The sequence below is a fragment of the Rhodococcus pseudokoreensis genome (genome assembly GCF_017068395.1).
GTDB classification, from domain to species: domain Bacteria; phylum Actinomycetota; class Actinomycetes; order Mycobacteriales; family Mycobacteriaceae; genus Rhodococcus_F; species Rhodococcus_F pseudokoreensis.
In genome coordinates, this window is record NZ_CP070617.1 from 39022 (window position 1) to 65587 (window position 26566).

19 protein-coding genes and 1 pseudogene are annotated in these 26566 nt (G+C 66.3%); 16 read left to right on the forward strand and 4 right to left on the reverse strand.

Annotation, left to right across the window (positions count from 1 at the left end):
- The first annotated feature begins 13 nt into the window (after nt 1–13).
- The 7 genes from JWS13_RS04340 to JWS13_RS04370 all read left to right on the forward strand — a co-directional run bounded on the left by JWS13_RS04340 (nt 14) and on the right by JWS13_RS04370 (nt 10091).
- Nucleotides 14–760: a DUF8175 domain-containg protein gene (locus JWS13_RS04340; protein WP_206004705.1), complete on the forward strand. Its 747-nt coding sequence runs from the start codon at nt 14–16 to the stop codon at nt 758–760.
- Nucleotides 761–774: 14 nt separating this feature from the next.
- Nucleotides 775–2934 (forward strand): hypothetical protein, encoded by a 2160-nt coding sequence (locus tag JWS13_RS04345; protein ID WP_206004706.1) that lies wholly within the window; start codon nt 775–777, stop codon nt 2932–2934.
- A gap of 68 nt (nt 2935–3002) precedes the next feature.
- Nucleotides 3003–4613, forward strand: a complete 1611-nt coding sequence (locus tag JWS13_RS04350; RefSeq protein ID WP_206004707.1) for a hypothetical protein — start codon at nt 3003–3005, stop codon at nt 4611–4613.
- Between the two features lie 44 nt (nt 4614–4657).
- On the forward strand, nt 4658–6091 hold the full coding sequence (locus JWS13_RS04355; protein ID WP_206004708.1) for an ATP/GTP-binding protein: 1434 nt from the start codon (nt 4658–4660) through the stop codon (nt 6089–6091).
- The gene (locus JWS13_RS04360) at nt 6088–7986 is read left to right on the forward strand and encodes a type IV secretory system conjugative DNA transfer family protein (protein WP_206004709.1); all 1899 of its coding nucleotides are present in this window, start codon (nt 6088–6090) and stop codon (nt 7984–7986) included. Before JWS13_RS04355 ends, JWS13_RS04360 begins: the two co-directional genes overlap by 4 nt.
- Complete coding sequence (locus JWS13_RS04365) at nt 7983–8636, forward strand: hypothetical protein (protein ID WP_206004710.1); 654 nt, start codon at nt 7983–7985, stop codon at nt 8634–8636. Before JWS13_RS04360 ends, JWS13_RS04365 begins: the two co-directional genes overlap by 4 nt.
- Nucleotides 8637–8879: 243 nt before the next feature.
- A complete protein-coding gene (locus JWS13_RS04370; protein ID WP_206004711.1) occupies nt 8880–10091 on the forward strand; it encodes a DUF1173 domain-containing protein in 1212 nt (403 codons plus the stop codon).
- Between the two features lie 305 nt (nt 10092–10396).
- On the opposite strand, the gene JWS13_RS04375 is transcribed toward JWS13_RS04370, so the two are convergent.
- From JWS13_RS04375 to mobF, 3 genes are all read right to left on the reverse strand, one after another.
- Nucleotides 10397–10933 carry a hypothetical protein gene (locus JWS13_RS04375; protein WP_241032087.1) on the reverse strand — a complete coding sequence of 179 codons (537 nt, stop codon included), beginning with the start codon at nt 10931–10933 and terminating at the stop codon, nt 10397–10399.
- Nucleotides 10933–11760 (reverse strand): helix-turn-helix domain-containing protein, encoded by an 828-nt coding sequence (locus JWS13_RS04380; RefSeq protein WP_206004712.1) that lies wholly within the window; start codon nt 11758–11760, stop codon nt 10933–10935. Before JWS13_RS04380 ends, JWS13_RS04375 begins: the two co-directional genes overlap by 1 nt.
- A 394-nt stretch (nt 11761–12154) precedes the next feature.
- Nucleotides 12155–16171 carry a MobF family relaxase gene (mobF, locus tag JWS13_RS04385; RefSeq protein ID WP_206004625.1) on the reverse strand — a complete coding sequence of 1339 codons (4017 nt, stop codon included), beginning with the start codon at nt 16169–16171 and terminating at the stop codon, nt 12155–12157.
- Between the two features lie 230 nt (nt 16172–16401).
- Between mobF and JWS13_RS46385 the strand changes: the two are divergent.
- The 5 genes and pseudogenes from JWS13_RS46385 to JWS13_RS04405 form a co-directional block, all read left to right on the forward strand.
- Nucleotides 16402–16524 (forward strand): annotated as a pseudogene (locus JWS13_RS46385) (DUF5710 domain-containing protein); the annotation flags it as partial.
- Between the two features lie 196 nt (nt 16525–16720).
- On the forward strand, nt 16721–17209 hold the full coding sequence (locus tag JWS13_RS04390; protein ID WP_206004626.1) for a hypothetical protein: 489 nt from the start codon (nt 16721–16723) through the stop codon (nt 17207–17209).
- A 14-nt stretch (nt 17210–17223) separates the two neighbouring features.
- Nucleotides 17224–17697 (forward strand): hypothetical protein, encoded by a 474-nt coding sequence (locus tag JWS13_RS04395; protein ID WP_206004627.1) that lies wholly within the window; start codon nt 17224–17226, stop codon nt 17695–17697.
- A 204-nt stretch (nt 17698–17901) separates the two neighbouring features.
- Nucleotides 17902–18387, forward strand: coding sequence for a hypothetical protein (locus tag JWS13_RS04400; RefSeq protein ID WP_420854995.1), 486 nt, complete (start codon nt 17902–17904; stop codon nt 18385–18387).
- A gap of 55 nt (nt 18388–18442) precedes the next feature.
- Nucleotides 18443–18640 carry a hypothetical protein gene (locus JWS13_RS04405; protein ID WP_206004628.1) on the forward strand — a complete coding sequence of 66 codons (198 nt, stop codon included), beginning with the start codon at nt 18443–18445 and terminating at the stop codon, nt 18638–18640.
- Nucleotides 18641–18784: 144 nt separating this feature from the next.
- Here JWS13_RS04405 and JWS13_RS04410 read toward each other — a convergent pair whose 3' ends face one another.
- Nucleotides 18785–19777, reverse strand: a complete 993-nt coding sequence (locus JWS13_RS04410) for a DUF4192 domain-containing protein (protein WP_206004629.1) — start codon at nt 19775–19777, stop codon at nt 18785–18787.
- 458 nt (nt 19778–20235) lie between these two features.
- Here JWS13_RS04410 and JWS13_RS04415 point away from each other — a divergent pair, with 458 nt between their 5' ends.
- From JWS13_RS04415 to JWS13_RS04430, 4 genes are read left to right on the forward strand one after another with little or no spacing between them, the layout of a single operon-like run.
- Nucleotides 20236–20976 carry a TnsA-like heteromeric transposase endonuclease subunit gene (locus JWS13_RS04415; RefSeq protein WP_206004630.1) on the forward strand — a complete coding sequence of 247 codons (741 nt, stop codon included), beginning with the start codon at nt 20236–20238 and terminating at the stop codon, nt 20974–20976.
- A complete protein-coding gene (locus JWS13_RS04420) occupies nt 20973–23111 on the forward strand; it encodes a DDE-type integrase/transposase/recombinase (protein ID WP_206004631.1) in 2139 nt (712 codons plus the stop codon). Before JWS13_RS04415 ends, JWS13_RS04420 begins: the two co-directional genes overlap by 4 nt.
- Nucleotides 23108–24211 carry a TniB family NTP-binding protein gene (locus JWS13_RS04425; RefSeq protein WP_206004632.1) on the forward strand — a complete coding sequence of 368 codons (1104 nt, stop codon included), beginning with the start codon at nt 23108–23110 and terminating at the stop codon, nt 24209–24211. Before JWS13_RS04420 ends, JWS13_RS04425 begins: the two co-directional genes overlap by 4 nt.
- Nucleotides 24208–26553, forward strand: a complete 2346-nt coding sequence (locus JWS13_RS04430) for a TniQ family protein (RefSeq protein WP_206004633.1) — start codon at nt 24208–24210, stop codon at nt 26551–26553. Before JWS13_RS04425 ends, JWS13_RS04430 begins: the two co-directional genes overlap by 4 nt.
- Nucleotides 26554–26566: the final 13 nt, after the last annotated feature.

Sequence of the window (26566 nt, forward strand, 5' to 3'; positions counted from 1 at the left end):
AAGGAGAAATGTTATGGCTAAGAACTTTTCGTCGGTCACCCCACAGTCCGTGTCGGGCAAAAAGACCCCAACCACGGCGCCCACTAACGGGAAGGTGGCGTCGGAACCAGCCTCGACGGGACGCGGCTCCGGTCGCCGAAAGCAGCTGGTGTACGGCCTCGGTGCGGTCATACTCGTGGCCCTCGTCGTGCTGATGGTCGGCCTGCTCACCCGCGGGGGCGACGATGAGCAGGGCGGCACGCCGCAAGCACCGCACGGCCCGTCGCAGATCGTCGACGGAGTCCCTTCGGGCTACACCCGGGACAAGGGCGGTGCAGCGACGGCCGCGGTGAACTTCCTGCAGGCCGACGACAAGGCCATGGCCGGCCAGTTGAACATCGCCAACGTGGAAAAGGCTCTCGTGGCCGAGAACCCGAGCCCGAAGCTGGTCTCGATCCTCGACAGCGCGCGGGATAGGCAGGTCACCGGTGACACTTTCACCACTTTGCCCGCGACCGTGACGGTGCGGTCGCTGTCTGCCGATGCCGCAGACGTGTCGGTATGGGCTCTGGGCTCCGGGTCACTGAACTCCAACGCCGCGGGCGACAAGGCCAGCGTTGCAACGTGGGGCACGGCCGACCTGCATCTCGTGTGGGCGGACGGGGACTGGAAAGTGCAGGACTACGCCTTCCGCGTCGGTCCCCAGCCTGGCCAGGAGACCACGTCGTCCTCGGATTCCTCGCAGATCGAGTCCGGCTACTACAGCTTCTTCGTCAACTAGGGGAGGGGACGGCAATGGTTCGTCGTGGACTGCTGGTGGCGCTGATCTCGGCGTTGCTGATGCTCGTGGGCGGCGGTGTGGCCTCCGCACTCTGCGCCCCGCCGAGTGGGAACTCGGGGGGCGGGGCCGCAGCCGCACCGGTCGATGGGGCGTCACTGCCACAGGGATTCCCGGCGGACCTTCGCCAGTTCGTGGCCGGCACGGACGAATTCCGGGCCGGGCCGTGGTTCTCTGGCCCGTGTGCAAGTAAGGGCGGCGACCTGGGCGCATACATCAATACCGCGTTCGGGCAGGAGGACCGGCTGTTGTGGTGGTCCGATCCGGAGAACCAGAACAGCGGCGTCGAACCGGCGCACGGCGACCTGCCGCGGGTCTTCCCGTATGACGACACCGCGTACAAGATGCCCGAGGGCACGTGCGCGGACGATGTGAAGTCCTGGGCGACCCCGTCGTCGTCGAACCCGTGGGGGTTCACCTGGGCGACCGAGCCGGACCGGGCTTCGGTCGATGCGATGGTCGCCTCGGCCGCCGAACGCGGTGACGTCCCCCCTCAGGCATGGTCGACGCCCTGCAAGATGGACGGCGACAAGACCGGGATGTTCTGTGCCCACGCGTTCTTCGTCGACTGCTCCAAGACCGACGGGTTCAACTCCAGTAGCCAGTGCCAAGGCTGGAACCGCGCAGTGGGAACACTGTTCGGGGGCACGGCGAACTGGATCAATCAGAACACCTCGTTCGCTGACGTGCTCGGTGATCGGTTCACCAGCACCGACATGTTTCAGGCCGGCAAATGGGTGCTCAACTTCGACATGGCGCTGGCCAAGGGCGTGATCAATGCGGCCGGCGGAATGGTCGACTTCGCGACGAACCCCTCGGGGTTCGCCGGGAAGTGGGCCAACGATTTCAAAGCCGGAGCCGTGGACATGTCGACCAAGACACTCGAGTCGATGACGTGCTCGCATTCCTTCGACCCGACCGCACCGTGGTTCCGCTCGCTGTACGCGACGTCGATGGCATTCGGGTTCCTGGTGATGGCAATCATGGCGGTCGCCACGGTTGTGCGGTCCGGTCACAAAGGTTCGCCGAAAGAGCTGGCGGAGTCGTTGTTCCAGTATCTGCCGATCTCAATTTTCGTTGCCACCTTCGTACCCGGGCTGGCGTGGTTCATCCTGAGCATCACCGAAGCCGGTGCCGACGTCCTCGCCGGCCTCCTGGGCCAGTCGACCGGCACGATCGTCGCCAACGTCAACACCTTCGGTGGGGCGACGGCCGACAACTTCTTCGGCGGCGCTGTCGGCGGAATGATCCTGTTCTTGGGTCTCGTCGTCGCCGCGCTGATGCTGTGGCTAGGGATGCAGATACACCAGTACGGGATGCCTCTGTCACTGGTCGCCGCGGGCCTCAGCCTGTTCATGCTGATGCATCCGAAGTATCGGAAGAAAGCCCTGGCCCCGCTGTTCGTGTTCCTGGCTCTGGCGTTGTCGGTTCCCGTGCTGTTCCTGCTGTTGGCTGTGATCTTCGGTACCGCGAACGCCGTGTGGGGCAGCGAAGGTGACACGGCCATCGGCATGGCCAGCCAGGTGCTGTTCGTCGCACTGGGGATGGCACTCGCGGCCCTGGCCCCATGGGGCTTGCTCAAGTGGGCACCCGTATTGCCGACGAGAGCGGATTCCGAGGACATCGGTAGCCCCGGCCCCGGGGTCGGCAGCGAGATCGTCGGTGCCGCAGGCAACTACATGATGTACCAGCGCGGCGGTGGCGGTGGCGGTGGCGGTGTCGGCGGCGAGCAACCGGCCATGCGCTCGGACGTCGGCAGCCAGACCGCAGCCGGACTTCCCGGTTCCAGCCCAGATGGTGGTGGCCAGCCTGGCCCGATGCAGGCGGCCTACCAGGAGCGCGGCGATTTGTCGTCGGCCGGACACCATTCGGGAAGTTCTGGCAACGGAGAGATCGCCGGCGCACGCGCCGGGGTGCACGGTTCCGGGGAAGCGGCTGGCAGTGCAGCGTCCGCAGGCGGTAGCGGTGCGGCCTCCGCAGGGGGCACCGCAGCGGCAGGCGCAGCAACAGGCGGCGTCGCGACGGGTGTGGCGGTCGCCGCCCAAGCCGCCTCGGCCGCGATCACGAAGGCGAAGAGTACCGCGGACAACGCGGCCGAAACCGCAGACGACAATTAGAAGGGATCGCGGGCGATGAGGACATTCAGGATGGAATGCCGCCATCTGCTGAGGGTGGAGGCTTCGCGGTGAGCGCGGACGTAGGCGGGATCCGCACCGCGAACCTCGGCGGCGAGGTCGGACGGCGTGGGTTGCTGGGGATGAACCCTGTGCTGGCGGCGGTGTGGGGTGTCGCGGTCGCGTGTGCGGTGGCGTCGTTCCTGTTCATCGGTGGGATGACCGGCGGTGCGGTCGGGATCGCGATCGGCGCAGTCGTCGGATCTACCACGTGGTCGTCCGATGATCAGCCGTCTCGCGCCGAGCGGGGGCTGCTGGGCTGGCGTGATCGGCGGCGCCGTAAGCACGGTGAGCACATCTTCTGGTCGGCGGCTGACCGCGGCGAGGTGACCGGAGTCCCGGCGCCGGCCTACGACCCTGCCGCGGACCCGGCCTGGGAACTGCCGTTCTTCTGCGGCCGGGTGGAACCGCTGCCGCTGGCCGAGACCGGGTTCGACGCCCTGTTCATCCTCCGCCATTCCAACCCGGGCGAGAAGAACAACTACCTGTCGGTCACCCTCGCCGTCGAAGGAGTCAAGGGTGGGTTGCAGTCGAACTCCTCGTATGCCGCGGTGTGGCGCAGCTTCGGTTATGTGCAGGCAGAATTGGCCAAGGCCGGCTCCTTCATCCGCGGTGTCCATATGCTGCACCGATCGGTCCCGGCAGATATCACCCCGCACATCAAGTGGTATCAGGATCGGATCGTCGTCGACCCGCACCTGAACCTAGAAATGCTGGCGGCGAACTACGACCAGGTCATCGAGCAGGTCCAGCCGCTTGCCGAGGAACACCGGGTGTATGTGGTCGTGAAGATACCGGTGAGCAATGAGTTCATCACCGAGGCCCGCACCCGCGACGAGTTCGGCGGCGTGCGCCGCGCCGAGGTCGGGTGGGCGTCGGTGGTCAAAGACGAACTCGAACGCCTGGAGCGACTGCTTTCCGGCGCCGGATGGGGCCGAATCGAGGTTCTCGGCGAGCGACGAACCGCCGCGCTGATTCGGGCTCTGCAGAACCCCGACTACGCCCTCGACGACGACCGTGACGTGGACTGGGAAACATGCTGGCAGTCCTACATCGGAGGTACCGACTCCGTGGTGGTGGCCGGTAAGTGGCATACCCGCTGCGCGCAGGTACCGCCCGGCGCGATCGCGCCTGCCGAGTTGGGGCCGCTGTGGCTTCAACCGCTGTTGGTCGGTGTCGAGGCGGACGAGGGCCGCGAAGACCTCCCCCGGGCATCGACCATCCGCACGGTGTCGGTACGCATCGACTTCATTCCCGATGTGATGGCCCGGGCGGAGGCGATCAAGGACGTCACCCAAGACGTCTCGACCCGGATCCGGAACCGAAAAAAGGGGAAGATCTCCGACGGAACGGCCGAGGTGATGCTGTCGGCGTCCGAACGCCGCAACACCGACCTTCGCCCGGGATCTGGAGTGCACGGCTCGGCCTATTCGATGGCGATCTCGGTCACCGGCCGCGACGAGGAGGACCTGCGGCGGGCGTGCCTGCGGGTCGAGCACGCTGCCGGGTCCTCGGTAATCAATCGGTTGGCCTGGCAGGACAACTGGCATGACATCGCCCAGGTGTCGACGTTGCCGCTGTGCCGCGGCATGGCCGGGGTCAAAGCCGCGCGCACCGCATAGCTCGACTCCTTCACTCGTCCGACTTCTGAAAAAGGGGTTCCCCAATGACGCTGACCGAATACGAGACCCGCCCGCAGGGCTCCGCCGCGGAAGAGGGCGAGGTCAATCAGCCGCAGCCCGCGTGGGCACCACCACCGCGCCGGCCGTTGCCGAAGCGGCGCAAGGGCCTGGATCGCCTCGGCTGGTATGAGCCGAAGGTGCAGCCGGTGCTGAGCAGTACCCGGCAAACGGAGGGGTTACACCTGGCGATGACTCGCCGCCCCTCGGGAAACGCGGGCATCATCAACGGCATCGATGCCACCTCGTCATCGTTGGTGTGTGTCGACCAGTTCTCCGCCTACGGCGAGGAAATCCAGAACATCAACGTCGCCGTGCTCGGTTCGATCGGGGTAGGAAAAACCTCGAATATGAAGACGATTTACGGGCTGCGGCAAATGCCGCTGGGCCGGCAGGTCGTCAACATCGACAAAAAGCGGCAGGCCGGTCGCGGCGAGTACGGGGTGATCGCCGACGCGGTGGGCTCTCCGTCAATCCGGTTCACCACCGGTGCCAATCACGGCCCGCGCCTGAACCTTCTCGATCCGGCGATCGCACTGAGCGGTGTTCACGGTGACGCCGAAATGCGCCCAGCCGGTCAAAGTGAGCTGCTCTACGCAGTCCTCGAGGACACCATGGGCCGGCCCCTGCGAGAGGAGGAGCGCGGCGCGATCTCCAACGTTCTGCCGATCGTCACCGAGCGGAAGGCCCGGGCGGGGGAGGAGCCGGTGATCGGTGACCTCGCCGAGCGGATGTTCAATCCTGAGCCGGGCGATTTCGACTCGTCCGGGATCTGGAAAGAGCAAGCCCAGTGGTGGGGTCGCGACGTCGCGTTGGCGTTGCGGCGGCTGTCCGCAGCTGACCTGGCCGGGCTGGTCGACGCTCCCACCACTCCGGACGTGCACGAGGCCCTCACTCACCCCTTCGTGCACTTCGACGTGTGCGACCTCCCGGATTCCGGGCCCGCGCTGCGGGTGGTCATGACCGTCATCAACACCTGGTTGGCCAATCGTCTTGCCGCCCGCTCGTCGAACTTTCAGCAGACCGAACTGCTGATCGAGGAGGGCTGGCATGTTGCCGCCGGCTCGACCGGGGAGCTGTTCCGCTCGAACATGAAGCTCAGCCGCGGTCTGGGCCTGTCCACGGTCTCTGCGTTCCATCACATCTCCGACTTCCCGAAGGACAGCCCCGCGCGGGCGCTGATGCAGGAGTCCTCGATCGTTTACCTGTACAAGCAGGACAAGCATGACGACGCCGTGGCATGCACCGAAATGTTCCAGCTTCCCGCCGGATCGACCGAAACGTTGATGGAACTCGGCCCGGGTCAGTGCCTGGTCAAGATCGGCAACCGTGACCCGATCCTCATGCGCCACATCCGCTCACCCCTGGAGTGGAAGATCACCAACTCCGACTCCGCGATCACCGGAAAGGTCGTGTCATGAGCCCCGCCGCACCACAGCGCACCGCGGTACCACCGCCGCCGGGCAAGCCGATGTTCGACCCGTTCACTGCGAGCGTGGTCCTATTCGGTGTGCTGGCGGTGGTGTCCCTGTTTGGCGGTGCGGCGCTCTCCGGTGTCTTCGCCGGGCACGGTGTGGCCGTTCCGCGGGGTGTGATGAGCACCGTCCTGGCCTGGGTCAAGAACCCGGGGGATCCCGCGGCGGCGTGGCCGAGCGACCCGCGGCCGGGATCGGCGGTGTCGGTCTACGTGTGCGCCGTGGTGATCATGCTGCTGTTCGGGTCGTTGTGGGCGTGGCTGGTGATCGAGATCGGTGCCCGCCGTGATCGCAAGCGCCTCGGGGGCGGCCTCGCCTCGAATGATCAGATGCGCGGGGTACTCGATGAGCTGGGCGGCAAACGATCCGCGTTGCGTACGCGCAATTCCCTGGTCGACGCCGCGTTGAAGGAGCACGGTGGCAAAAAGCTGTCCAGGCGGGCCAAAGAGAAGGTTTTGGACCGAGCCGCCGACAAGCTCGAGACCACCGAATTGGTGATCAAAGTCGGGTACAACACCGCCGACCGGCGACTCGTCGTCGTCCACAACAAGGACGTCGTGCTGGTCATCGGCCCCACAGGTGGCGGAAAGACGTGGCGCGTGGCGTGTGGGCTGGTGCTCACCGCCCCGGGCACGGTCCTCGTCACCACCACCAAAGGCGACCTGCTGTCCGCGACCTACCTGGCCCGGTCCCGGCGAGGCCGTGTCGCGGTCTTCGACCCCGAGGGGATCAGTGGTTGGCCGCCCAGCGGGCAGATCCGATGGTCCATCATCTCGGGCTGCGAGGACGAGGACACCGCAAAGCGGCGAGCCGCAGCCCTGGTCGCAGCCCGACCGATGGGCGCTGGCACCAAGAATGGCGGTTTCTTCCAGCGTCGCGCCGCTGTGATCGTGCGCTGCTACCTGCATGCCGCAGCAGTGGACGGCAAACGGCTCTCCGATGTGCGGAGGTGGGTCGCGACCGGACGCGGCGCGCAAGAGCCCCGCCACATCCTCGAACAACACAATGCGAGCTGGCTCGCCGACCTCGTCAATGTGCTCGACGGTGGCTCCGACGATGCCTCCGGCGACGTAATGAGCACGGTCGATGACATCTTCGACCCGCTGTCGTCTCCGAAGCTCCTCGCCGCCTGCGACGCCGACGCCGACGAATCATTCGACGTCTCCACCTTCCTCGACAGTGAATGCGACTCCCTGTACTTGATCAGCGAGGGCGAGTCGGAGTCGATCGCTCCATTCGTCGCGGCCCTGGCAAACGAGGTGCACCACGTCGCCAAGCGCAAGGCACAACGCAAACCCGGTCGCCGCTGGGACCCTCCAGTCCGGATGGTCCTCGATGAGATGTGCAACGTGGCACCCATTCCGAACATTTCCCAGAAGATGACTGACTCAGGCGGACAGGGTCTCAACATCTGGGCCTTCGTCCACAACATCGACCAGATCCGCGACCGATTCGGTCGCGAACAGGCCGGGGCACTGGTCAAGGCGGCGGTGGGCCGGCTAATCCTGCCCGGTTTGCAGTCGGTCGACGATCTCGAGGACATATCCCGCCTACTCGGCCAAACCACCCAGTGGCGTCAGTCCGCCGGCGCCGACGGTCGGCCCAGCTATTCGGAGTACGAGAAGCCGATCATGTCGCCGAAGGAGATCCGCGAGATGGAGGAAGGTGAGGGGCTACTCGTCTACCGGAACAAACCCGGCATCAAGCTGCGGATGCCCGCGTACTGGGAAGAATCCGCAATGGGAGAGCAGGTGGAACCGTCCCTCAAGCTGTGCGAGACGATCATCCGCGATCAGGAGATACCTGTCTCCGCTAAGCCCGACCCGGCCGATGCCCGATGACGGCCGGCGATCGCCCCGACGGTGCACCTGAGAAGGTCCCGAATGCGTGGCTGTGGCACCGGATGGACCGCGACCGAGCCGCGGCGCTGTGGGTCGAGCTGGCCGAGTGGGTGCAGTGGCTTCGTGCGACCTACCAGTTCACGCAGGGCCACTTCCCTGCGTGCTGGTATCGGCACACCGCTGTTCGTGAGGAGCTGACCGCACTGATGGCCGCGCACAAGGCGGCATACGCCGACGATGCGGGACCCGACGCGTACCGGTCGGACATGACCGCGTGGCACACGCACGAATTCTGGCCCCTCATGAATCGGCTCAAATCAATCGGGAACTTCGCCGACTGCACCGCCGAGCAGTGCCACTACAAGCCCCGTGTCGTGGTGACAGTGCCAGGACTTGAGGAATACATCGCCGACGACCTCGAAGACCGACCCGAACGGGCGGAAACATCCACCCCGCCGCAAGCGGTCGAGGCCGCCGACGACGGTGTGCCCGCGCAGGACATGGAGGCTGCGATCACCGCGGGCCTCGCCGAACTTGTCGACCCGCAAAAGCCGTACGGTCCGGCCCGATTCGAGGATCGGATCTGGATCTACGACCGGAGGGCGAAGCGGTACCTTCCACAGCCCGACAGCAGCACCGACCCCAGCTAAATCAATGATGGCCGCGCAGCAGCACCGATCACGATCGGTGCGTGTTGGCGGCACCCAGACGCGGCCCGCCACGGGCACGCGCGGAGGTTATCCCGCCCGGATCCCCGCGTCACCCCGTGTGCGGTCTGCCGGTCACGGCCACCAAGGCAGTCGACTCCCCGCCCGGACGACGCCTTGGTGGCCGTCGATCAACCAAGACACGCACACCGATCGGTTCTACCCGCCACGAGAAGAGGAGCCACGATGAGCACGTATCTGATCGGGTCGGAGACGCTCCCCGCACACAGTGAGGGCCTGCAAGACGTGCTCATCCGTGCGCGCGCGGCCGGGATGCGGCCACGCTGCCTGTGCACCCAGTCCGGGGTGGAGATGTATCTGGCGAAGGTCGGAGGCCGGTACATCGTCAAACGTATGCCCGGCTCCGGTGCCGAGCACCAGGCCGGATGCGAGTCGTACGAGCCGCCGCCGGAGCTGTCCGGGCTGGGGCAGGTGCAGGGCAGCGCCATCACCGAAGACGCCGAGGACGGGGAGACCACACTCCGACTGGGATTCTCCCTGTCCAAGACCGGCGGCAAAGCCGCACCCGACATGTCGGGCGGCGGATCCGACAGCGTCACGACGGACGGCACGAAACTGACGCTGCGGGCGATGCTGCACTACCTGTGGGAAGAGGCAGGATTCAACAAGTGGGTGCCCGCGATGGCCGGCCGCCGCAACTGGCCGGTGATCCGCAAGTATCTACTCGAGGCCGCGGCCGGGAAGAACGCCAAAGGCAAGGGGATCCTCGAAAGCCTCTACGTACCGGAGGCGTTCTCCCTCGACCGCAAGGCGGAGATCACGGGGCGGCGTATGCAGCAGATGATGGCTGTGGCGAGCGCCGGGACCGGTCGGCGGAAGCTGCTCCTGGCGGTCGGTGAGGTCAAGGAGATCGCGCAGACCCGGTTCGGGCACAAGATCATCCTCAAGCAGGTCGCGGACTGCCCGTTCATGATCAACGACGATCTCCACAAGCGGATGCTCAAGCGGTTCGAGGTCGAACTGGGCCTGTGGGATGCGGTCGAGGACTCGCACCTGCTGGTGATCGGCACGTTCGCGGTGGGCCGCACCGGCGTTGCCTCGTTCGAGGAACTGTCGCTGATGGTGGTGACCGAGAACTGGATCCCGTTCGAGAGCACATTCGACAAGATGGTGATCGACGCGATGACCAGCGCGAACCGGCCCTTCATGAAGGGGCTGCGCTACAACCTGGCCTCTCCGGTTCCGCTGGCGTCGATCGTGGCCACCGATACGGCGCCCGAGCCCACTGCGCTGTACATCATCGCCCCAGACACCGACGACGAGCAGATAACCGTGGTCGACGAGTTAGCGGAGAGCAGCAGCCTGACATCGTGGATCTGGAACGCTGGCACCGATCCGATGCCGGCGCTACCAGCACCGAACACAAACCAAACCTAGAGAGCCCCACGATTCTTGGCGGTCCGTCGGTACTGTGGCTCGCACGCACGAAAAGCCACTAGAACCCGCAGCCTTCCGTCTCGGGAGTCAGTGAGAGCCTTGCCAGGTGCCACTATGAAAGATCGTTTGCTAAGCAATGGAAACACCTTCATTATCGGAAGTGCCCGAAGCAGTAGCTGAGGGAAGTGGTTCGTGTAGGAGGTCTCCGGGGCGTAAGCACCCACGTAGGCAGCCTCACCAGATGGTTTCCAGCCTTGCGCGCCCACCTTGACAGGAGAGCCTGGCCCATTAGGGCCAGGCTCTCGTCATGTCAGGAACTCTACTGTGACTCGATGCGCTATTGCGGCCTTAGCGGTACCTCCGCGCCCCCAAGCCCACGCGTGGACATCCGGTATCCACAGGAGCGGGTTGTCTGCCCCGGCCGGTTCGTGAAGATACTCGAGGACAGGATCGTGGCCGAGGACTCCTCGGATAACCTTCCTGTCTTCCGTATCCTGATCACAGGATTCGATCACCGCTCGCGCAACACCGAGTTCATCCAGTCGCCCGAACACCTGAGCCAACGCCAGATCGCGTGCGACCCGAGTGGGACACGCCTTCCTCACGACGTACAGGTAGCTGTGAGCCTCGAGCGCAGCGACTCCATTGATAATCCGCTGGGCGTCCTTGCCAGCGCTCTTCATATGGATACGGCTTGTCCCCTTCGCCCGAAGGGCAAGCATGCTGGCTCGAATACCGCTCACATCGGCCGACGTGACGGTCGCGGCACAGATCATGAACTTATTCTTCCCCGGCCGGCCGGATTCATCGATGAAGGCATGCAATTTTCCTGTGCCCACCATCACTTACCGCCTTTGCGTGGCGTTGACTGCTTCCTCGCCTCAAGCTGGAGATCCCGACGGCGGACGGTGCTGAACGGGTCTCGAAGGGCGCGGTGATAACGCTCGCGCAGCACTCCCTTCGGCAGCCGCGGCGACGCCACGCGCTGGATGTGTATATCCAGAAGCTTCTCCGCGCTGAGTTCGGCGTACCCACGCTCCGCTGTACGTTCGGAGATCCCGTACCACTTCTGTGCTCGGTCGACGGCCATCTCAAATGGCGGCTTCCCTTGCGTCTCCTTCAGCATGATCAGCAGCATCGCCTTGCCCGGCAGACGTAGTCGGTCAATATAACCGTCTGTCCAATACTCGTGAGGAATCGTGAAATACCCGCCCTCAGCTGACTCGTCGGATTGCAGTCCTGGTTTCGACCATGGCCGGCCAGTGCCGTCTTCGAGCAGCGGTGTGATGATCGTTGTGTGGCCCCGACGGCGCCTCGTCACGAGACCCATTTCCTCGAGCACCCGAAATGTCTTCGACACCGTAGTGAGTCCACACGGCTTACGCGTACTGAAAATGTTCGCCCACGCACCGAGGGGGAGAGGGTCGTCGTCGGAGAGCACCGGCTGCAGCGCGTAGGCGGTGAGGATCGCGTCGAGAGCCCGCTCCTGACGATTGGTCACGAACGAGGCCAGACTCGCAGAACGATCCGCTGATCCAGGAGGCCGCTGGACGAACGAGTTTCGCACGGGGCAGTATTCACGCTTGACGCTCGTCAATAGGCTGCGTAGAGCCTCGGCGGGACTCAGCGGTGTGTCGTCAACAAGTTCGGCGAACGGATCAGTACTCATACACAGGGAGAATACCGGCCCAGGGTCACCCTCATGACGCGTCAGGCTTAGCGAGCCTAGCTTGCCAGGTGCCACTGTGAGACACCTTGATACAACTACTGATACACCTAGTGAAACACCTCTGAAACTACTTAGACGTATACGGGACCCAGCGGCGCGGAGGCTCCCCCCTCCAACACCTCGAGTTGCTGCTCGAGGAACCCGTCCGAGCAGTTTCCCGACTCTTAGGGCTGCCGAGAGGGATGGCCCATGGATAGCAGTCGATCCGAGGGGTGATCGACCGGCTCGACCTGGCTGGTTATCGCGAGCGCCCCTCCCGGACCTAACGCTTCCGGGCCTGCAGCGTGAGCCGCCCCAGGGGGAGCGTGTTCGCGATGGCTGCGTGACCCGTGGGCTACAGGGTGGGTCCGCGGCGGTGTGGGCCTTGTTGTTGCCGACGGATCTCGTCGCGCCGCTGGGCGCGGCGGGCTTCCTCGAGGCGTCGTTGCTCGGCGCGTTCTTCGGCGAGCTGTTGGTCGTGACGTAGCTGCTCTTGCTGCATGGCGGTGCGCTCGACAAGGTCCGCGGGTGCGGCGGGCGCCGACTCCGATTCGCCTCGGAGGTCTCGGATGCGGGCGGTGATGTGGTGGTAGGCGCGGGCTGCGTCGCCGTGCTCGGGTTGTTCACCGAGCAGGCTGCGGTCGGTGGTGACGCCGAATTGCTCGCGGTAGGCGGCGGCTTGCGCGGCTGCTGCGATCCAGCGAGCGCGGTCGATGCCGCTGTCGGGAACTTCACCGAGGTGGTTCGTCCATTCGGGTCGTTCGGTGGCGGCTTGTTGGCCGAGTTCGCGGGTTCGGTCGGTGATTTCGGCGTACCGACGGTGCGACCAGGCGACGAGTTCGTGGTCGACACCTTCCCGGTCTTGGTGTGGTGGCTGCACCCATGTGGGGGCCGCGGGGTCACGGCGTTCGCGGCCGAGAGGCCACCGTTGTTCGCTGATCTCGATGAGTTGTCGTGCGGTCGGCTCCGCCGCGCCCGAGGTCTCCCTCAGGTCGTCTATGGCCCGTTCCGGGGGGTATCCGGTGCGGTCGATGTGGCGCAGACGCACGGCGAGTTCGCTCCAGCTCTGCTGGTCGTCGAGGATCGTCTCGGCGTGCCGACCGAACGCATCTCGCAGTGTCGGCTTGAGGTGGTCGGCCCAAATGTCGGCCTCGTGCAGGCCGGTGTCGATTCTGGGTTGCAGTCGCCAGTGCATCACCTCCGACACGGAGTCAGCGGAGGCGAGTTCACGCTCGGCGGCTCCTTCGCGGAGCACCTGTCCAAGCTCGAGACCGACGGCCTCGGCGCGTTGCGCTTGGTGCACGAACGCTTCCCAGGCGTCCTCGTGAACCATCGTGTTCGCGAGTCCGTGGCCGAGGTGTTCACGCACGATGGCCTCGTACCGACCCGCGTCGAGCAGGTCGTTGGCGTACCCGTAGCCGGGGATGTTGTGGGAGAGCTTGAGGTGCTCGACGGCGGCTTCGCGTTGTTGTTCGGTGGCCGAGCGTTCGGCTCCGTCGCGGCCGATGATGCCGCGCAGGACCTCGTCGGCGATCCTCTCCTCGGGGTGTTTGTGATCGAGGTCGAGGTCGATGATCTTGTCCGTCACCACGAAGGCGTTGTTGCTCTGGACGGCCCTGCTGAGCATCACGTAGAGGGACTGACGATCCATCGACGGATCGGCGATGCCGTACAGGGTGTCGACGGTGGCGCCCTGGACGCGGTGCACGGTGGTGGCGTAGCCGAGTTCGCACCAGTGGCGAACGTAGTCGGGCGGGAGAACCACCTTGCCGCCGTGGTTGATGTGCTGCACGTGCATACTGCCGTCCCCGCCGAGTTCGAGCACGTCCCACAGGTCACCGTTGGCGACCCAGTCGTTGCGGGAGCCGACGGCTCGCAGTGTGGTGTCGTTCTGGCGGGTGACGATGCGGTCACCGACACCGGCGTGAAGGTCGTCGGCGAGGGTGACTTGATCGGCCGGGTCGACCTCTCCGGCTGCGATGCGATCGGTGCGGGCGCGTTCGTTGAGCTGGGCGACGGTGTCGTTACGGGGCGCAGCCATGACCGAGTCCTTGCCGGCGTCGGTGTCGGCCTTCCATGCGGTGTAGACCCGGTCGACGAGTTCGTCTTCCATCCCGTAGTGCACGCGGTCTTTCGCGAAGTACCAGGCCGCCGCCGATTGATCTCCGGCACGCAACCGCAGTGAGATCTCACGCTCCTCGTAGTCGGCGAAGCGGTGCACTGCGCTGAGGGTGGGTGCGTTGGTTTCCTTCGCGACGAGCCGTAGCGCACCGCCTCCTTCGACTGCGCCGAGCTGTTGGGGGTCACCGAGTAGTTTCACGACCGCACCCTGCTCGTAGGCGACCGCGACGATGCGGTCGATGTTGTGGCGCGACGCCATACCGGCTTCATCGACGAGGATCAGATCACCGGGCCGGATCCCGGTGTCGTGCCCGTGCTGATGCAGGGTCAGAACCCGGTCGATGGTCTGCCCGGTCGCATCGATCTCTGCTTCGAGGACCTTCGCGGCGACCTGAGAAGAAGCCAGAGCGTGTACGTTCGCGCCGCCCGCCTTCCAGGCATCGGTGACCACTTTCATGGCGGTGGTCTTGCCGGTGCCGGCCGGTCCGATGCCTGCCGAGAGCAGTGTTCCGCTGAACACGAAGTGCCGGGCGAGAGCTTCCTGCCCGGCGTTGAGCGTCCTTCCTGTGAGCCGCTGCGATGCGGCGAGGGCCGCATTGAACGCCTCTTCACTGCCCATTACGGCGGTGGGAGTGTGCGCCGCGGCGACGAGTCGAGCTTCGGATTCGAGGACCTCACGGGAGGTGTAGGTCTGATTGCCGTGCACTGTGAGGACGCTTTCTCCGTCGCTGCGCCGCAGCACCGCGGGGGCGGAATCCTGCTTCCTGGTGAGCCGGATTGATCCGCGGCCGAGGACGGATTCGGTCACCTTGTCGCGGACGATCAGGTAGTCCGCGTCGGTGGCGAAGATCGTGTCCTTGAGCTGCCGGTCGACCTCGGCCGCTACATGCCAGCGGTTCCAACTCGACTTCTCCCGTTCGAGGACGGAGAGGACCGCGGCACCGGTTTCGTGGGCATCGATCTGATCGGCGGTGACGGTGCTGACCTTGCGGCCAATGCACCGTCGGACGACCCGGCCGACGCGGTGGGTGCCGAGGACTCTGGCGGCGCGGCCGAGGCTTTCGCGGCGCATGGCCTCGTAGGAACGCGGGGCAGGCTTGTGCCCGCGAGTCTCGAGGGTGGCCTGGTCGGCGAGCTTGGTTTGCATGGCCGGCGAGGGATTGCGGCCGTGACGGTTGTGGTAGCTCGACACCAGTTCGGTGAGGCGTCTTTCGATGGTCTCGCGGCGGGAGAACTCATCGATGAGTTCCTGGGAAATGCCGTCGATCTCGCGGACCGGGCGCCTACCAGCGGTCCTCTTGGCCCGCTCGACAAACTGGACGCCGAGCTCCCGGGACAGGGCTTGCTCGAATGCGGTGTTGTAGGTTTCCGAGGCGGACACGGCGAGCTTGTGCAGCACGCGGCCGTCGAGGCTGCGCCACTTCCCGTCTACCCCCATGACTTTGGTGGAGATCGCGACGTGGGTGTGTAGGTTCGGATCCCCGTTGCGGTTGTCGCGGTGATCGAAACGGGTGTAGGTCAGTCCCTTCGTTTCGATCTGGGCGACTCCGGCCTTCCCGACGCGGGTGTATGCGGCGTGTTCTTCGATCTGTTCGAGGGCTAGATCACGTGCCTCGGCGTGGCAGTTCTGAACGGCACGGCGGATCGTGTCGTCACCGAGGACCCACAGAACGGATGCTGATTTCACCGGAGTGAAAACGCAGTCGTAGCCGGCGACCGGCTGGCGTTCGCGCCGTGTCTGGCTGGCCATATACCGGGCGAGTTCGCTCTCGTCAGCGGGGGAGCGGCCGATCTCGATATGGAACTGATCCGCCCCGATCCGGTACCGGATCGCGGTGCGCTGTTCCTCGGTGAGTGTCGTGCCTAGTCGTTCGCGCTCAGCCTCGAATTCGGTGCGCACACGACGCATGAAGGGAACGTCGTTGCGGAACGAGGCGAACCGGCGACCCAGCCGCTCGGCTTGAACCGCCTCTTTCGCCGGCGTCCCTTCGGCGATGGCCTGCCGAATGTGCTCGTCGGCATTCGGGTGTAGTCCTTCACCGAAGAGGGCCTTCATCTGGTCTTCACTGACCGTGCCAGAGACTCCAAGAACCTCGGCTCCGCTACCGCCCCAGATTCCCGGCGGGTTGCCGTCGACGTTGTAGTAATCGGAGATCTGCTCACCCTTCTCCAGCCGGTAATCGCCAGTGGCGACCTCGCGGGTGAGATAGGTGTAACCGTCGCCTGCGTGAAGCGGGTGGACGGTCATCATGTCGGAATCGTAGCGCGAAAAGTCGAAGTTAGGTTCCCCTAAGACACTATTAGTGCAAGAGGTGTGTCTCAGATTTGATCGTTGCCGCAGGTCACTGCGGTGCAGTGGGCAGCAACGCAGGGACCGGATGGACCGGTGAGCGCAGCGATGCACTTGGCGATTCCTAACTCGCTGATTGGTCGCGGTGTTTCGTTGGCGCGATTGTCGGTGCCGGTCGGTACGATTCGGTCATGTCCTCACCACCGCCGGCCGCACCCGCCGGGCTCGCGTGCCCACGCGCAGGGGGCGGCGTGTGGTTGGAAGTCGCGTACGCGGAGAAGGACCACGCCAAGTCGCTGGGCGCGCGCTGGGATCCGGGCACCAGGATGTGGTACGCGTCCCCGGGCCGGGAGCAGAGTTTGTCTCCGTGGTTGGGCGCTGCCGTCCGCGTTGCCTTGGGAGGACCGCGCATTCGGAAGTGGACTGTTCGTCGATCTCATCCCGGACTCATGCTGGTTCACCAACGTCCGGTCGTGCGTCAGCACACGAGACTGGTTCCGAATCCGGAAGATGGTCTACGGCCGCGCCTGCAACCGCTGCGAGGCGTGCGGGGCTGTCGAGAACACGGACGCCAGTATTCGCATGGAGGCGCACGAGCGTTGGCTCTACGACGACGAGGCGCACGTTCAGTACCTACGGCGACTGGTCTGCCTGTGCACTCTGTGCCATCAGTCGACGCACTTCGGGTACGCCGAAGTCACCGGCAACGGTGCACGCGCATTCGCGCATCTGTCCTCGGTGACCGGATACACGAACGAACAGTCTGCCAAGCACATCGCGGATGCGATCGTGGTGTGGCGTCGCCGCTCCCGTTACGACTGGACGCTGAACCTGAGAATGCTTACCGACGCCGGTATCGCGGTGGCCCCGCCCGTTCGCGGCCCGGAGCGACGGGCAGTCGCCGAGCGCCAGACTCAAGCGGTGCGACCGATGCCGGAACCTCTCGGGCATAGCGGCGGGGAACCGGGCATGAGCATCCGACCGATCCACTTGGACTAACGAAGGAGCAACGCATGGCAAAGAAGGACTCCGCAGTCAAAGCGCGTCAGCGGGCTCGCGAGCAGATGGCGGCGAAGCTGGCTGAGCAACGTAAGCGGGAGCAGGCCAACGAGGCTGACCTCGCGACGTTCTTCGAAACCGAGGACGCGCTCACAGCTGCTGCCGACGAACGGGATGCGGCGATCGCCAAGGCTCACAGTGACTACGACAAGGCCACCGGCAAGGTCACCGCGACGCGATCCTCAGCTCTCGCGGCGATTCGCGGGCGCGGGGAGACGGTGGCCGATCTCGCTACCCTGACCGGGCTCACCACTCGCGAGGTGAATGCACTGCTGAAGACGACACACAGCAGCTCCCCGGCGGAGAAGAAGACCGCCGAAAAGACTGCGGAATCCGCCACCGCGACGGATCGATCTGCAACTGCTGAACCCGCCAAGACCGAAGCGACTCCGGAGCCGTTGGGTTCGTCCGACGCGCTCGCGTCCTGACCGCCACGATGCACCGGAAGCCGGCCACGGATGCGACCCTCCCCATCTCGGGGCAGGCGCCGACTGTGGGTGGGACACAGACCCGGAGGGCCAGATCTGTGTGCCATCCACACGAGGGTCCCGGCTGTCCCGATTTGTGGTGGGCCGCCCGCACCGATGGGGCGGAACCGCGGCGAGGGCAACATCATGGGTGAGACACTCGTCGTGGGCGACGCCGCCGAACAACGACGCTTCTGGAAACATGTGGTCCGGGGCCCCGGCGAACGCGACTGTTGGATCTACGCCGCCGCCGTGTCTGACGATGGATACGGCAGATTTTGGGTCTCGCGCAACGGCAGACAGAAGGTGGTGCGCCCGCACCGGTACGCGTTGGCGATCGAACTCGGTCGGCCGCTGAACGCCGACGAGGTTGCGTTGCACGAAGTCTGCGACAACCCGATCTGTGTTCGGGCGTCGTCGGAAGCGTTAGGTCGTCCGCACGTCGTACTCGGCACGCAAGCGCAAAACCTCGCCGGCATGGGTGCGAAGGGCCGCGGCGGCGGGCGCGGCCAGACCTGGCATTGGTACGGACCCGACCGTGCCGCACGTGCCGCTCGATCGCGAGCATTGCGGGAGGCAGTGCGAAACGGGTGGGACGACGAAAAGGTGCAGGACGCCTTTTTGCACAGCGACGTCCCGACATTGTTCTGAACAACACGAACCCGACCGGCCGACGTCTGGAAGCGTTAGGTGAGAAGGGGAGATCATGAACGAGAACGAAGCAGTCGTGCAACGTTCGACGGTCGAGGCTGCGTTGTATCAGGCGACCAAGCACACCTGGTCCGTGCCGGATGCCGACTTGGAAGCGATCGTTGCAGGCGCGTCCGCCGGGCCGTTGCACCGCACTGCCGCTGGCATCGACATGGCGTTTCCGAACCCGGACGCTCTGCGCGGTCTGCTCTAGACGCGGCCCGCGCGTCACGAGGTGTGTTGCTCGTGACGCAGGCGCGGAGGGTGTTCGGGCTCGATGCCCGATCACCCTCTACACTCACCGAAGGCGCACCCCCGAACCTAAGCCGTTCGGGGGCGCGCCTTTCGTTTGTCGATGTCAGTCGAACTCGACACCCAACTTTTGTGCACTCTCGATCCCGGCGGCGGTGAGTCCGGCGATCGTGTCCGGGTGCATTGCGCGGTGCCATGCAATGTCGAGCAGATCGAGCAACCGGGTCTCCGCCTCGTGTGCATCCTCGGCGCTGGCTCGGGCGGCGTCGATTGCAATGCCTGCATCCGGGCCGGTTCCGGCGATGTAGGCGAAGTAGGCGGTGATGGTGAGGGTTTGCACGCGGGCGTGGCCGCGTACCTGGGTGGCGACCAGGATCATTGCCGCGTGTGCCTCGGCCGCGCCGTAGTGGGCGAGTCCGAGAAACGCGTCGCGCTGCGTCGGTCCGCTCGCGGCGACCAGTCCGACGCGGGCGGCGAGATCGGCGCTGGGGATTTCACCGTTACGGATGACGACGGCGAATTCGGTGATGGTTGCGCGCGCGAAGTCGTCACCCTGCTCGGCAGCGACCCGGGCCGCGATGCGGGGATCCGCCTCGGCGGCAAGACCATAGCGGGCGGCGACCGCAGCGCGTGAGGTGGCCACGTTGCGACCGTCGAACACTGCGGCCGCGTGGACGGCGGAGGTGGTCGGGTCCGGGACTGCGCCGCGCTCAAGCGTGTCGAGGTTGACCCACATTGCGCCCTCGGTGAGTTCCGCGGTGTACAACGACAGCATCGGAGCGACGCCCTCGGCCTCGAGGCGGTCGCGCAGCGATGTCATGTTGTCGAGGGCGGTGGCCGCACCGGTTCCGCCCGCGACCACGGTGAGGATCACGCCGGTGGCGTTCTCGCGGGCGGCGATGCCGCACAACCGTTCGGCCGGAATCTCGGCGTCCTGGTCGGCATCGTACCGGGACACGAGCACGAGGCGGGCTCCGGTCATTCCGTCGACCTCGGACTCCCCCCCGAGCAGAATCGTCACGATTGACTGCACCGGAGTGAATCCCAGCAACGCGGGGATCGCGGTGAGAACATCGGTGGCGGTGGTAAGACGGATCATCAAAACGCTCCTTGGAAGTGTCGGCGGACCAGGCACCTGCGGCCCCTGATCGTTCTTTTTGCGCCTGCTGGCAAGGGAGAGTCGGATCGGCGGTATCAGGACGGGGTGCAACCCCTGGGCCGAAGAAGTTTTCGCGGGGAGCCTGCGAGTCGCGAAAACTTGTTCGGAGCCGAAGGCCGGCGCAGCCGCCAGGGGTTGCACCCCGGCCGACGTCGATCAGAATCGGAAGGCCAGCAGGACAAAAGAACGATGTTCTTTCTCCAGGGCGGAGCGCAGCGCAGCTCCTGTAGGGTCTCGAGAACCGTGGCGGAATCTCACGGTGAGTGGCGGGCAGATGGCGGATCCGCCATTGTCGTGAGACACGCCCACGCCGAATCCCGGGTCAACGGATTACCAGGGTTGATGATCGATGGTGAAGGGCTGCGGTGGTGCGGCCCGCTTCGGTATCGAGGTACCTGATGGCCGATGATCTTGATGCGCATCCGACCTCTGTTGTGGCGCGCGTCCGCCGTAAGGCGGATGGTGTTGAATCAGAAGTTGATTGGGGCGATGTCTCGCCGGAGGCGCTGGTCGACGCCGCCACACCGTGGCGAACGTTCCGCTGGTACCACGGTCAGAAGCACTATTCCGGCGCCTACTGGTCCAGTACGGAGCGGGCGCTGGTGATCTACGAGTCGCGGCTGGAGTTGGCTCGCCTGCTGCTGGCAGATTTCGATCGCTCGGTGCGGCGCATCCTCGCTCAGCCGTTCCTGCTCGAAGCCGACGTGGCGGGCGCGCGACGACGGCACGTGCCGGACTATCTGCTGTTGAGCGATGACGGTCCGGTTGTCGTTGATGTGAAACCCGCTCGGCGACTGGCGAAGCAGGATGTTGCGCTGACCTTTGCGTGGACGCGGCTGGTGGTGGAGTCGCGTGGCTGGAGCTACCAGATTGCCAGCGAACCGGCGGAGCCGGAGTTGAGCAATGTCCGATTCTTGGCCGGCTATCGTCGTGATTGGCTGTTCGACGACGACTTGCTGGCGGGCCTGCGATCAGTCGACCTGCACGGCGTCACGCTGGGTGAGGCCGTCCGGTACCTGCCCGAGCAGCCGGAACCTCTCGTGCGATCGGCTGTCCTGCATTTGTTGTGGCGACACCATTTCACGATCGATTTGAGCAAGACCCTGAGTTCGTGCAGCGTGCTGGGAGTGCGTTCGTGACTGGCGCGGGTGTGCGGGTCGGTGTCGGGACACGGTTCCTCTACGACGGCGAGACCGTCGAGGTGGTGGAGATGGTGTCGACCGCGGCGGGGAACGAGGTCGTCGTCAAGGACGCATCCGGCCGGCAGTATCGACGCGTCGCGTTGAAGGAGCTCCTGGGGTGCGGGCGTGCCCGGGTGATCCCGGACGGCTCCGGCCCATCGAGCGATGACGATCAGGAAGTCGCCGCCGTGGTGCTGGCCCAGTTGACCACGGCCGAGCAGGAGCAACTCACTGTGCGAGCAGCCCATGTGCGCGAGGTGCTTACCGGATATCGGTCCGGAAACCCGCTGATCGCCGGCCCGAGCGAGCCGCGCCCCCAGTTCGGCGAGGATGTCGCGTTGTCGGACCGATATGCCGCCAAAGCGGCCGAGTTGGGGATCGGTGTTCGCACAATCGAGCGCTGGGTCGGCAAGTTCCAGAAGTTCGGCGAGGCCGGGTTGGCGGTGCGGCGCGATTCTGGCACGAGTTCATCGAAAAAGGATGACCGGTGGGTGGAGACTGCCCTGGAGGTGATGGTCGAGCACACCGATCAGTCGCGGCCGTCACGGACGATGGTGATCGAGCGGACAAACGCCCGGGTCGTGGCCCGGTTCGGTGCGGGCGTGGTGAAGCTGCCGTCGCGGGCCACCGCGTTTCGCATACTCGAGGATCTGGAGCGGGGGCATCCGACGTTCCGGTTGAGCACCAAACGGAATCGGGATATCGCTTCCCGCCCGGAGGGGCCGTACGGGAAGCTGCGCCCGACCCGGCCAGGTGAGTACCTGCTGATGGACACCACCCGGCTGGACGTGTTTGCCCTGGACCCGGTGACGTTGCGGTGGGTGCAGGCGGAATTAACGGTCGGGATGGATTGGTACACACGCTGTGTCGTCGGTATCCGGCTCACGCCGGTGTCGACGAAGGCGGTCGATGCCGCGGCCACGCTGTATCAGGCGTTCCGGCCTCGACCGGCAGGCAAGGATTGGCCTGCGCACGCGGTATGGCCCGAGCACGGAATTCCCCGGTCCCTACTGATCGACACCGCGGCGATCGACGGGCCGATCGCCGGAGCAGCGAGTCCGGCGCTGGCACCGGAGACCATCGTGATCGACCACGGCAAGATCTACGTCTCCGAGCATCTAACCAGTGTGTGTCAGCGGATGGGGATCTCGATCCAGCCGGCCCGGTTGCGGACCGGTCGCGACAAGGGGCCGGCGGAGCGGTTCTTCCGCACTATCCGGGAGGACCTGTTGCAGGCACTGCCCGGATACAAGGGCCCAGATGTGCATTCGCGTGGGGTGGCGCCGGAGTCGGAGGCGTTCTTCTACCTCGACGAACTGGAAGCGATCATCCGGGAATGGGTGGCGGTGGTGTATCACCACCGGCCGCACGAGAGCCTGCTCGATCCGCATCTGCCGGCCGTGAAGATGTCGCCCGCGGTGATGTTCGAGCACGGCATCGCCCGCGCCGGCTACATCGAGGTCCCCCGCGACCCGGACCTGGGGTACGAGTTCCTCAAGGTGGAGTGGCGCACCCTCCAGCACTACGGGTTCGAGGTGCACGGCCGCCGCTACCACGGCGACCTGCCGCCCGGGTGCCGCGACGGTGCCAGCCCGTACCCGGACCGGGGCAAGGGCAAGGGCCGGTGGTGGCCACTGCACGTCGACCCGGACGACATCACCCGAATCTACCTGCGGGACCCCACCTCCCGGCGGTGGTACCCGCTCGAGTGGGAGCACGCCCGGTCGATGCAGATGCCGCTCAGCGAGGACGCGTTGGCGTTCGCCCGCAGGTTGGCGAAGGCGAAGTACACCTACCCCGACGACAGGATCGCGGTCGCCGACCTGCTCGAGCGGTGGAACCTCGGCCTGGGGTCGAGCATGACCGAGCGGCGCATGGCGTTGCGTATGGCACGCGAGGACGCGGCGCTCGACCTCGAGCCACCACCCGGGCCGCACGAGGTGACCGGGCCCGTGTCGGGATCGCGTGACGGCGCGACAGCGGTCAACACCGCGCGGAGCGGCATCGACATCGGTGATGACGACGCCGAGGACGAGCCGGACCGGCCCGACGACGGCGACGATTTCTACGCCGATGCGCTGGAGTATCTGTGACGATCGCACTGATCCGGCAGCACTTGCAGGACTACGCGCCGCTGGGCAATGTGGCGCTCTCCCGCAAGGAGGGGTGGCGCGATTTCGCCGACGCCCCTTCCCTGGTCGCGCCACAGGTGCTGACCCACCGGCAACTGCGGGCGCTCAGCGCGGATGACGCCGAGGTCTACAACCATTTCCGGCAGCTGTGGCACGCGAACCTGGGTCCGATCCGGACCCCGCAACTGACCGCGCTGCACGAGCAGCTCTCGACCGTGGTCGACAGCAACCTCCAGTTCGGCGACAAGGCCAAGGGTGCGGTCGCGATCGACGCCTACCCTGGCCTGGGCAAGACGACATCGGTGCTGGCGTTCGCCAAGGCGTTCCACCGCCGCGAGATCCGGATCAAGGGCACCCGCACCCGCGACGGGCACCAGCGGTGGCCGGTGTGCCGGGTTGGGTTGACCGGCAACACCGGCCTCAAGGAGTTCAACCGGGCGATGCTCGAGTTCTACGCCCACCCCGGGAGCACCCGCGGCACCAGTGCCGACCTGTCCCGTCGCGCCCTGGACTGCGTGACATCCTGTGAGACACGACTTCTGGTGGTCGATGATCTGCATTTCCTGCGGATGCACGCCACCAGCGGCGTGGAGATCAGCAACCACTTCAAGTACATCGCCAACGAGTTCCCGGTCACCGTGGTGTTCGTCGGGGTGAAGCTGGCCGAACGCGGCCTGTTCGCCGAGGCGCAGACCGCGCGGCGCACCACGCTGGTGGGGATGCGGCCGTTCGTTATCGACACCGACACCGGCCGCCGCGAATGGCGGACCATGCTGTTGGCGATCGAACAGGGCCTGGTGCTGGCCGACAAGTACCCCGGCATGCTCGCCGACGACCTGTCGGACTACCTGTTCACCCGCAGCACCGGCCACATCGGGTCGCTGATGGTGCTGATCAACCGCGGCTGCCACCGCGCGATCGCCACCGGCCGCGAGCGCCTCGATGCCGACGTACTCGACACCGTCAGCAACGACGAGGACGCCGAGACCGCGCGGCGAGAACTGCAGGCCGCCCTCGACGCGCGCCGCATCACCACCCGGCCGACACGACGCCGCCGATGACCGAGGTGCGGTCCCTGCCGATCCGGGTCGCCCCGCTGCCCGGCGAGGCGATCGATTCCTGGCTCGAGGCCATCGCGCACCGCACCGGCACGGCGTTCGTCGACCTGGACACGGCCCTACGCCCCGATGACAGCACTGCCGCCGACAGGGTTCGGCGCCCGAACCTGTGGCCGATGCACCTGCGCCCGAACGACGTGGACACCATCGCAGCGGCGGCGGACCTGCCGGTGGCCGTTGTCGAGGCGATGACATTGGCCCGCTACGACGGGGTCGCCCTGTCGCTGAACGGCCGGAAGGGACGAGCGGCCGCGGGCCTGCCCTGGGGTCGCGGACGCCGATCCCGGTACTGCCCGGACTGCCTCGCCGAGTCCGGCGGTCGGTGGCAACTGCACTGGCGGCTGGGCTGTGTCTTCGCCTGCACCGAACACCACTGCCTTCTGGCCGACACCTGCCCGCGCTGCGAAAGCTTCCAACGGTGCAGACGACCCCTCCGCGAGGTCGTGCCGAGCCCGGACCGCTGCGCCCACCGGAGTGCGGACACCGCCCGCCCACGTGGCCTCACCCGGTGCGGCGGCGACCTGACCTCGGCACCGGTGATGCGGTTGCGCCCGGATCACCCGGCGATCCGGGCCCAGCAACGCGTGCTCGATGTCCTCACCGCCGGCCGGGGCGCCTTCGGTGTGTACGCCGACCGCCCCTCCGGGGCCCGCGTGGTGCTGGCCGATCTGCACGCCATCGCCTCCCGCGTCCTCGTCTACGGCAGCATCGAGGAGATCGCCGCTCGGGTTCCCACCGACCTCGCCGACGCGTTGGCCCGGATTCGGTCGGCGCCCGCATCGGAGGCACCGGCGTTTCGCGGATCGGAGCTGTCGGGGGCCGGTGGGGCGATCGCAACCGCCGTCGCGGTGACCACGGCCATGACGGTGCTGGATCGGCCCGACATCGCCGAAGCCGGCGAGGCGTTGCGATGGCTGGTGCACGGCGGTCGGCGTCTGGGGCGGCCTGTCGCCGCTGGAACCATGTGCGACTGGGGCAGCGCCACCAGTACGACGCTGGCGGCCATCCAACTCGCCGCGTTGCGGCCGCTGTTCGTCCGCGCCGTCGATCAGCTCCGGTACCGCAGCGCCGCCGCCCTCCCGAGCTACCCGTCAACGAGTGCCGCCGCCGTGGACGACACCGCCCGCCGCATCCCGACCCTGCTCTGGCCGGAATGGTCACTGCGGTTCACGGTGGCCCCGTGCAGTCCGGCGCAGGTCCGACCGGCCCTGTCGGTAGCTCTGATGCTGGTGGGCACCGCAGTCAGGCTCGGTGAGGCCGCCGACCGCCTGGGTTCGGCGGTCCGAGCGGACGGGGTCACCCGCACGCTGGCATGCCTGCGGAACTCCCCTCGGTGGGACGACAGCCTGATCGCGTTGACCCGGCTGGCGGACCACCTCACCGCGAAGCCGCCACCGATCGACTACGAGCGGCGACGCCGCCTGGACTACCGCGCACTGCTACCCGACGAACTGTGGCACAAGATCTGCCGCCGGACCGGAACACCGCACGGCGCCGGCCAGAAGGCGGACTTCGCCCGCTGCCTGCTATTCGAACGACTCAGCGGGCTCCCCGCGTCCCAGTCACCATTCCTCGCAGACGATTACGACGTCCGCGCGAAACGGGCCGAGTTCCCGCGCGCACTCACCCCCGCACTGACCGCACCGCTCGACGAGGCGGCCCGGCGATTCCTCGACGACCACGGGCTGGGCGAGGAACCGGTCTACTGGCGTCCACCCCCGGACCTGCTCGACGGGCTCGATCTGCCCGGACCCGATCCCGGCGCCGTGGACCTCGCCGACCTCCATGACCTGGTCCGCCGCGACAGCACCGCGCTGTCGGAGATCGCGCGGCAATTGGGCACCACCATTGACGTGATCCGCCACCTCCTCGAAAACCACCCCGCACCCGCATCGCCCACTGCCGCAGAAGGGTTCGGTCGACGCGCAACCCAGACCGCGGCCGAAGACGCGGTGAGCCGCTCGCATTTCGTCGACCTCTACTGCGGCCAGCGCCGCACCCTCGCCGAGATCGCCGCGATGATCGGCGTCAGCAGGAAGGTGGCCGGGCGGCTGGCACGACATCACGGCATCACGCCGACCGCCGGAGGCCCGCCGGTCGATCCGGCCTGGTTCCACGACCAGTACGTCACCCAGCGGCGAACACTGCGGGAACTCGGACACGAGGTCGGCCGCGGCGTGCCGCAGATGAGCCGAATCGCGAAGCAGTACGGCATCCAGATTCGTCCACCGAGCGAGGCCTGCCGTACCGGCGAAGCTGCGCGCCGGCACCTGAGGTCTCAGTGAGTGTGACGATTTT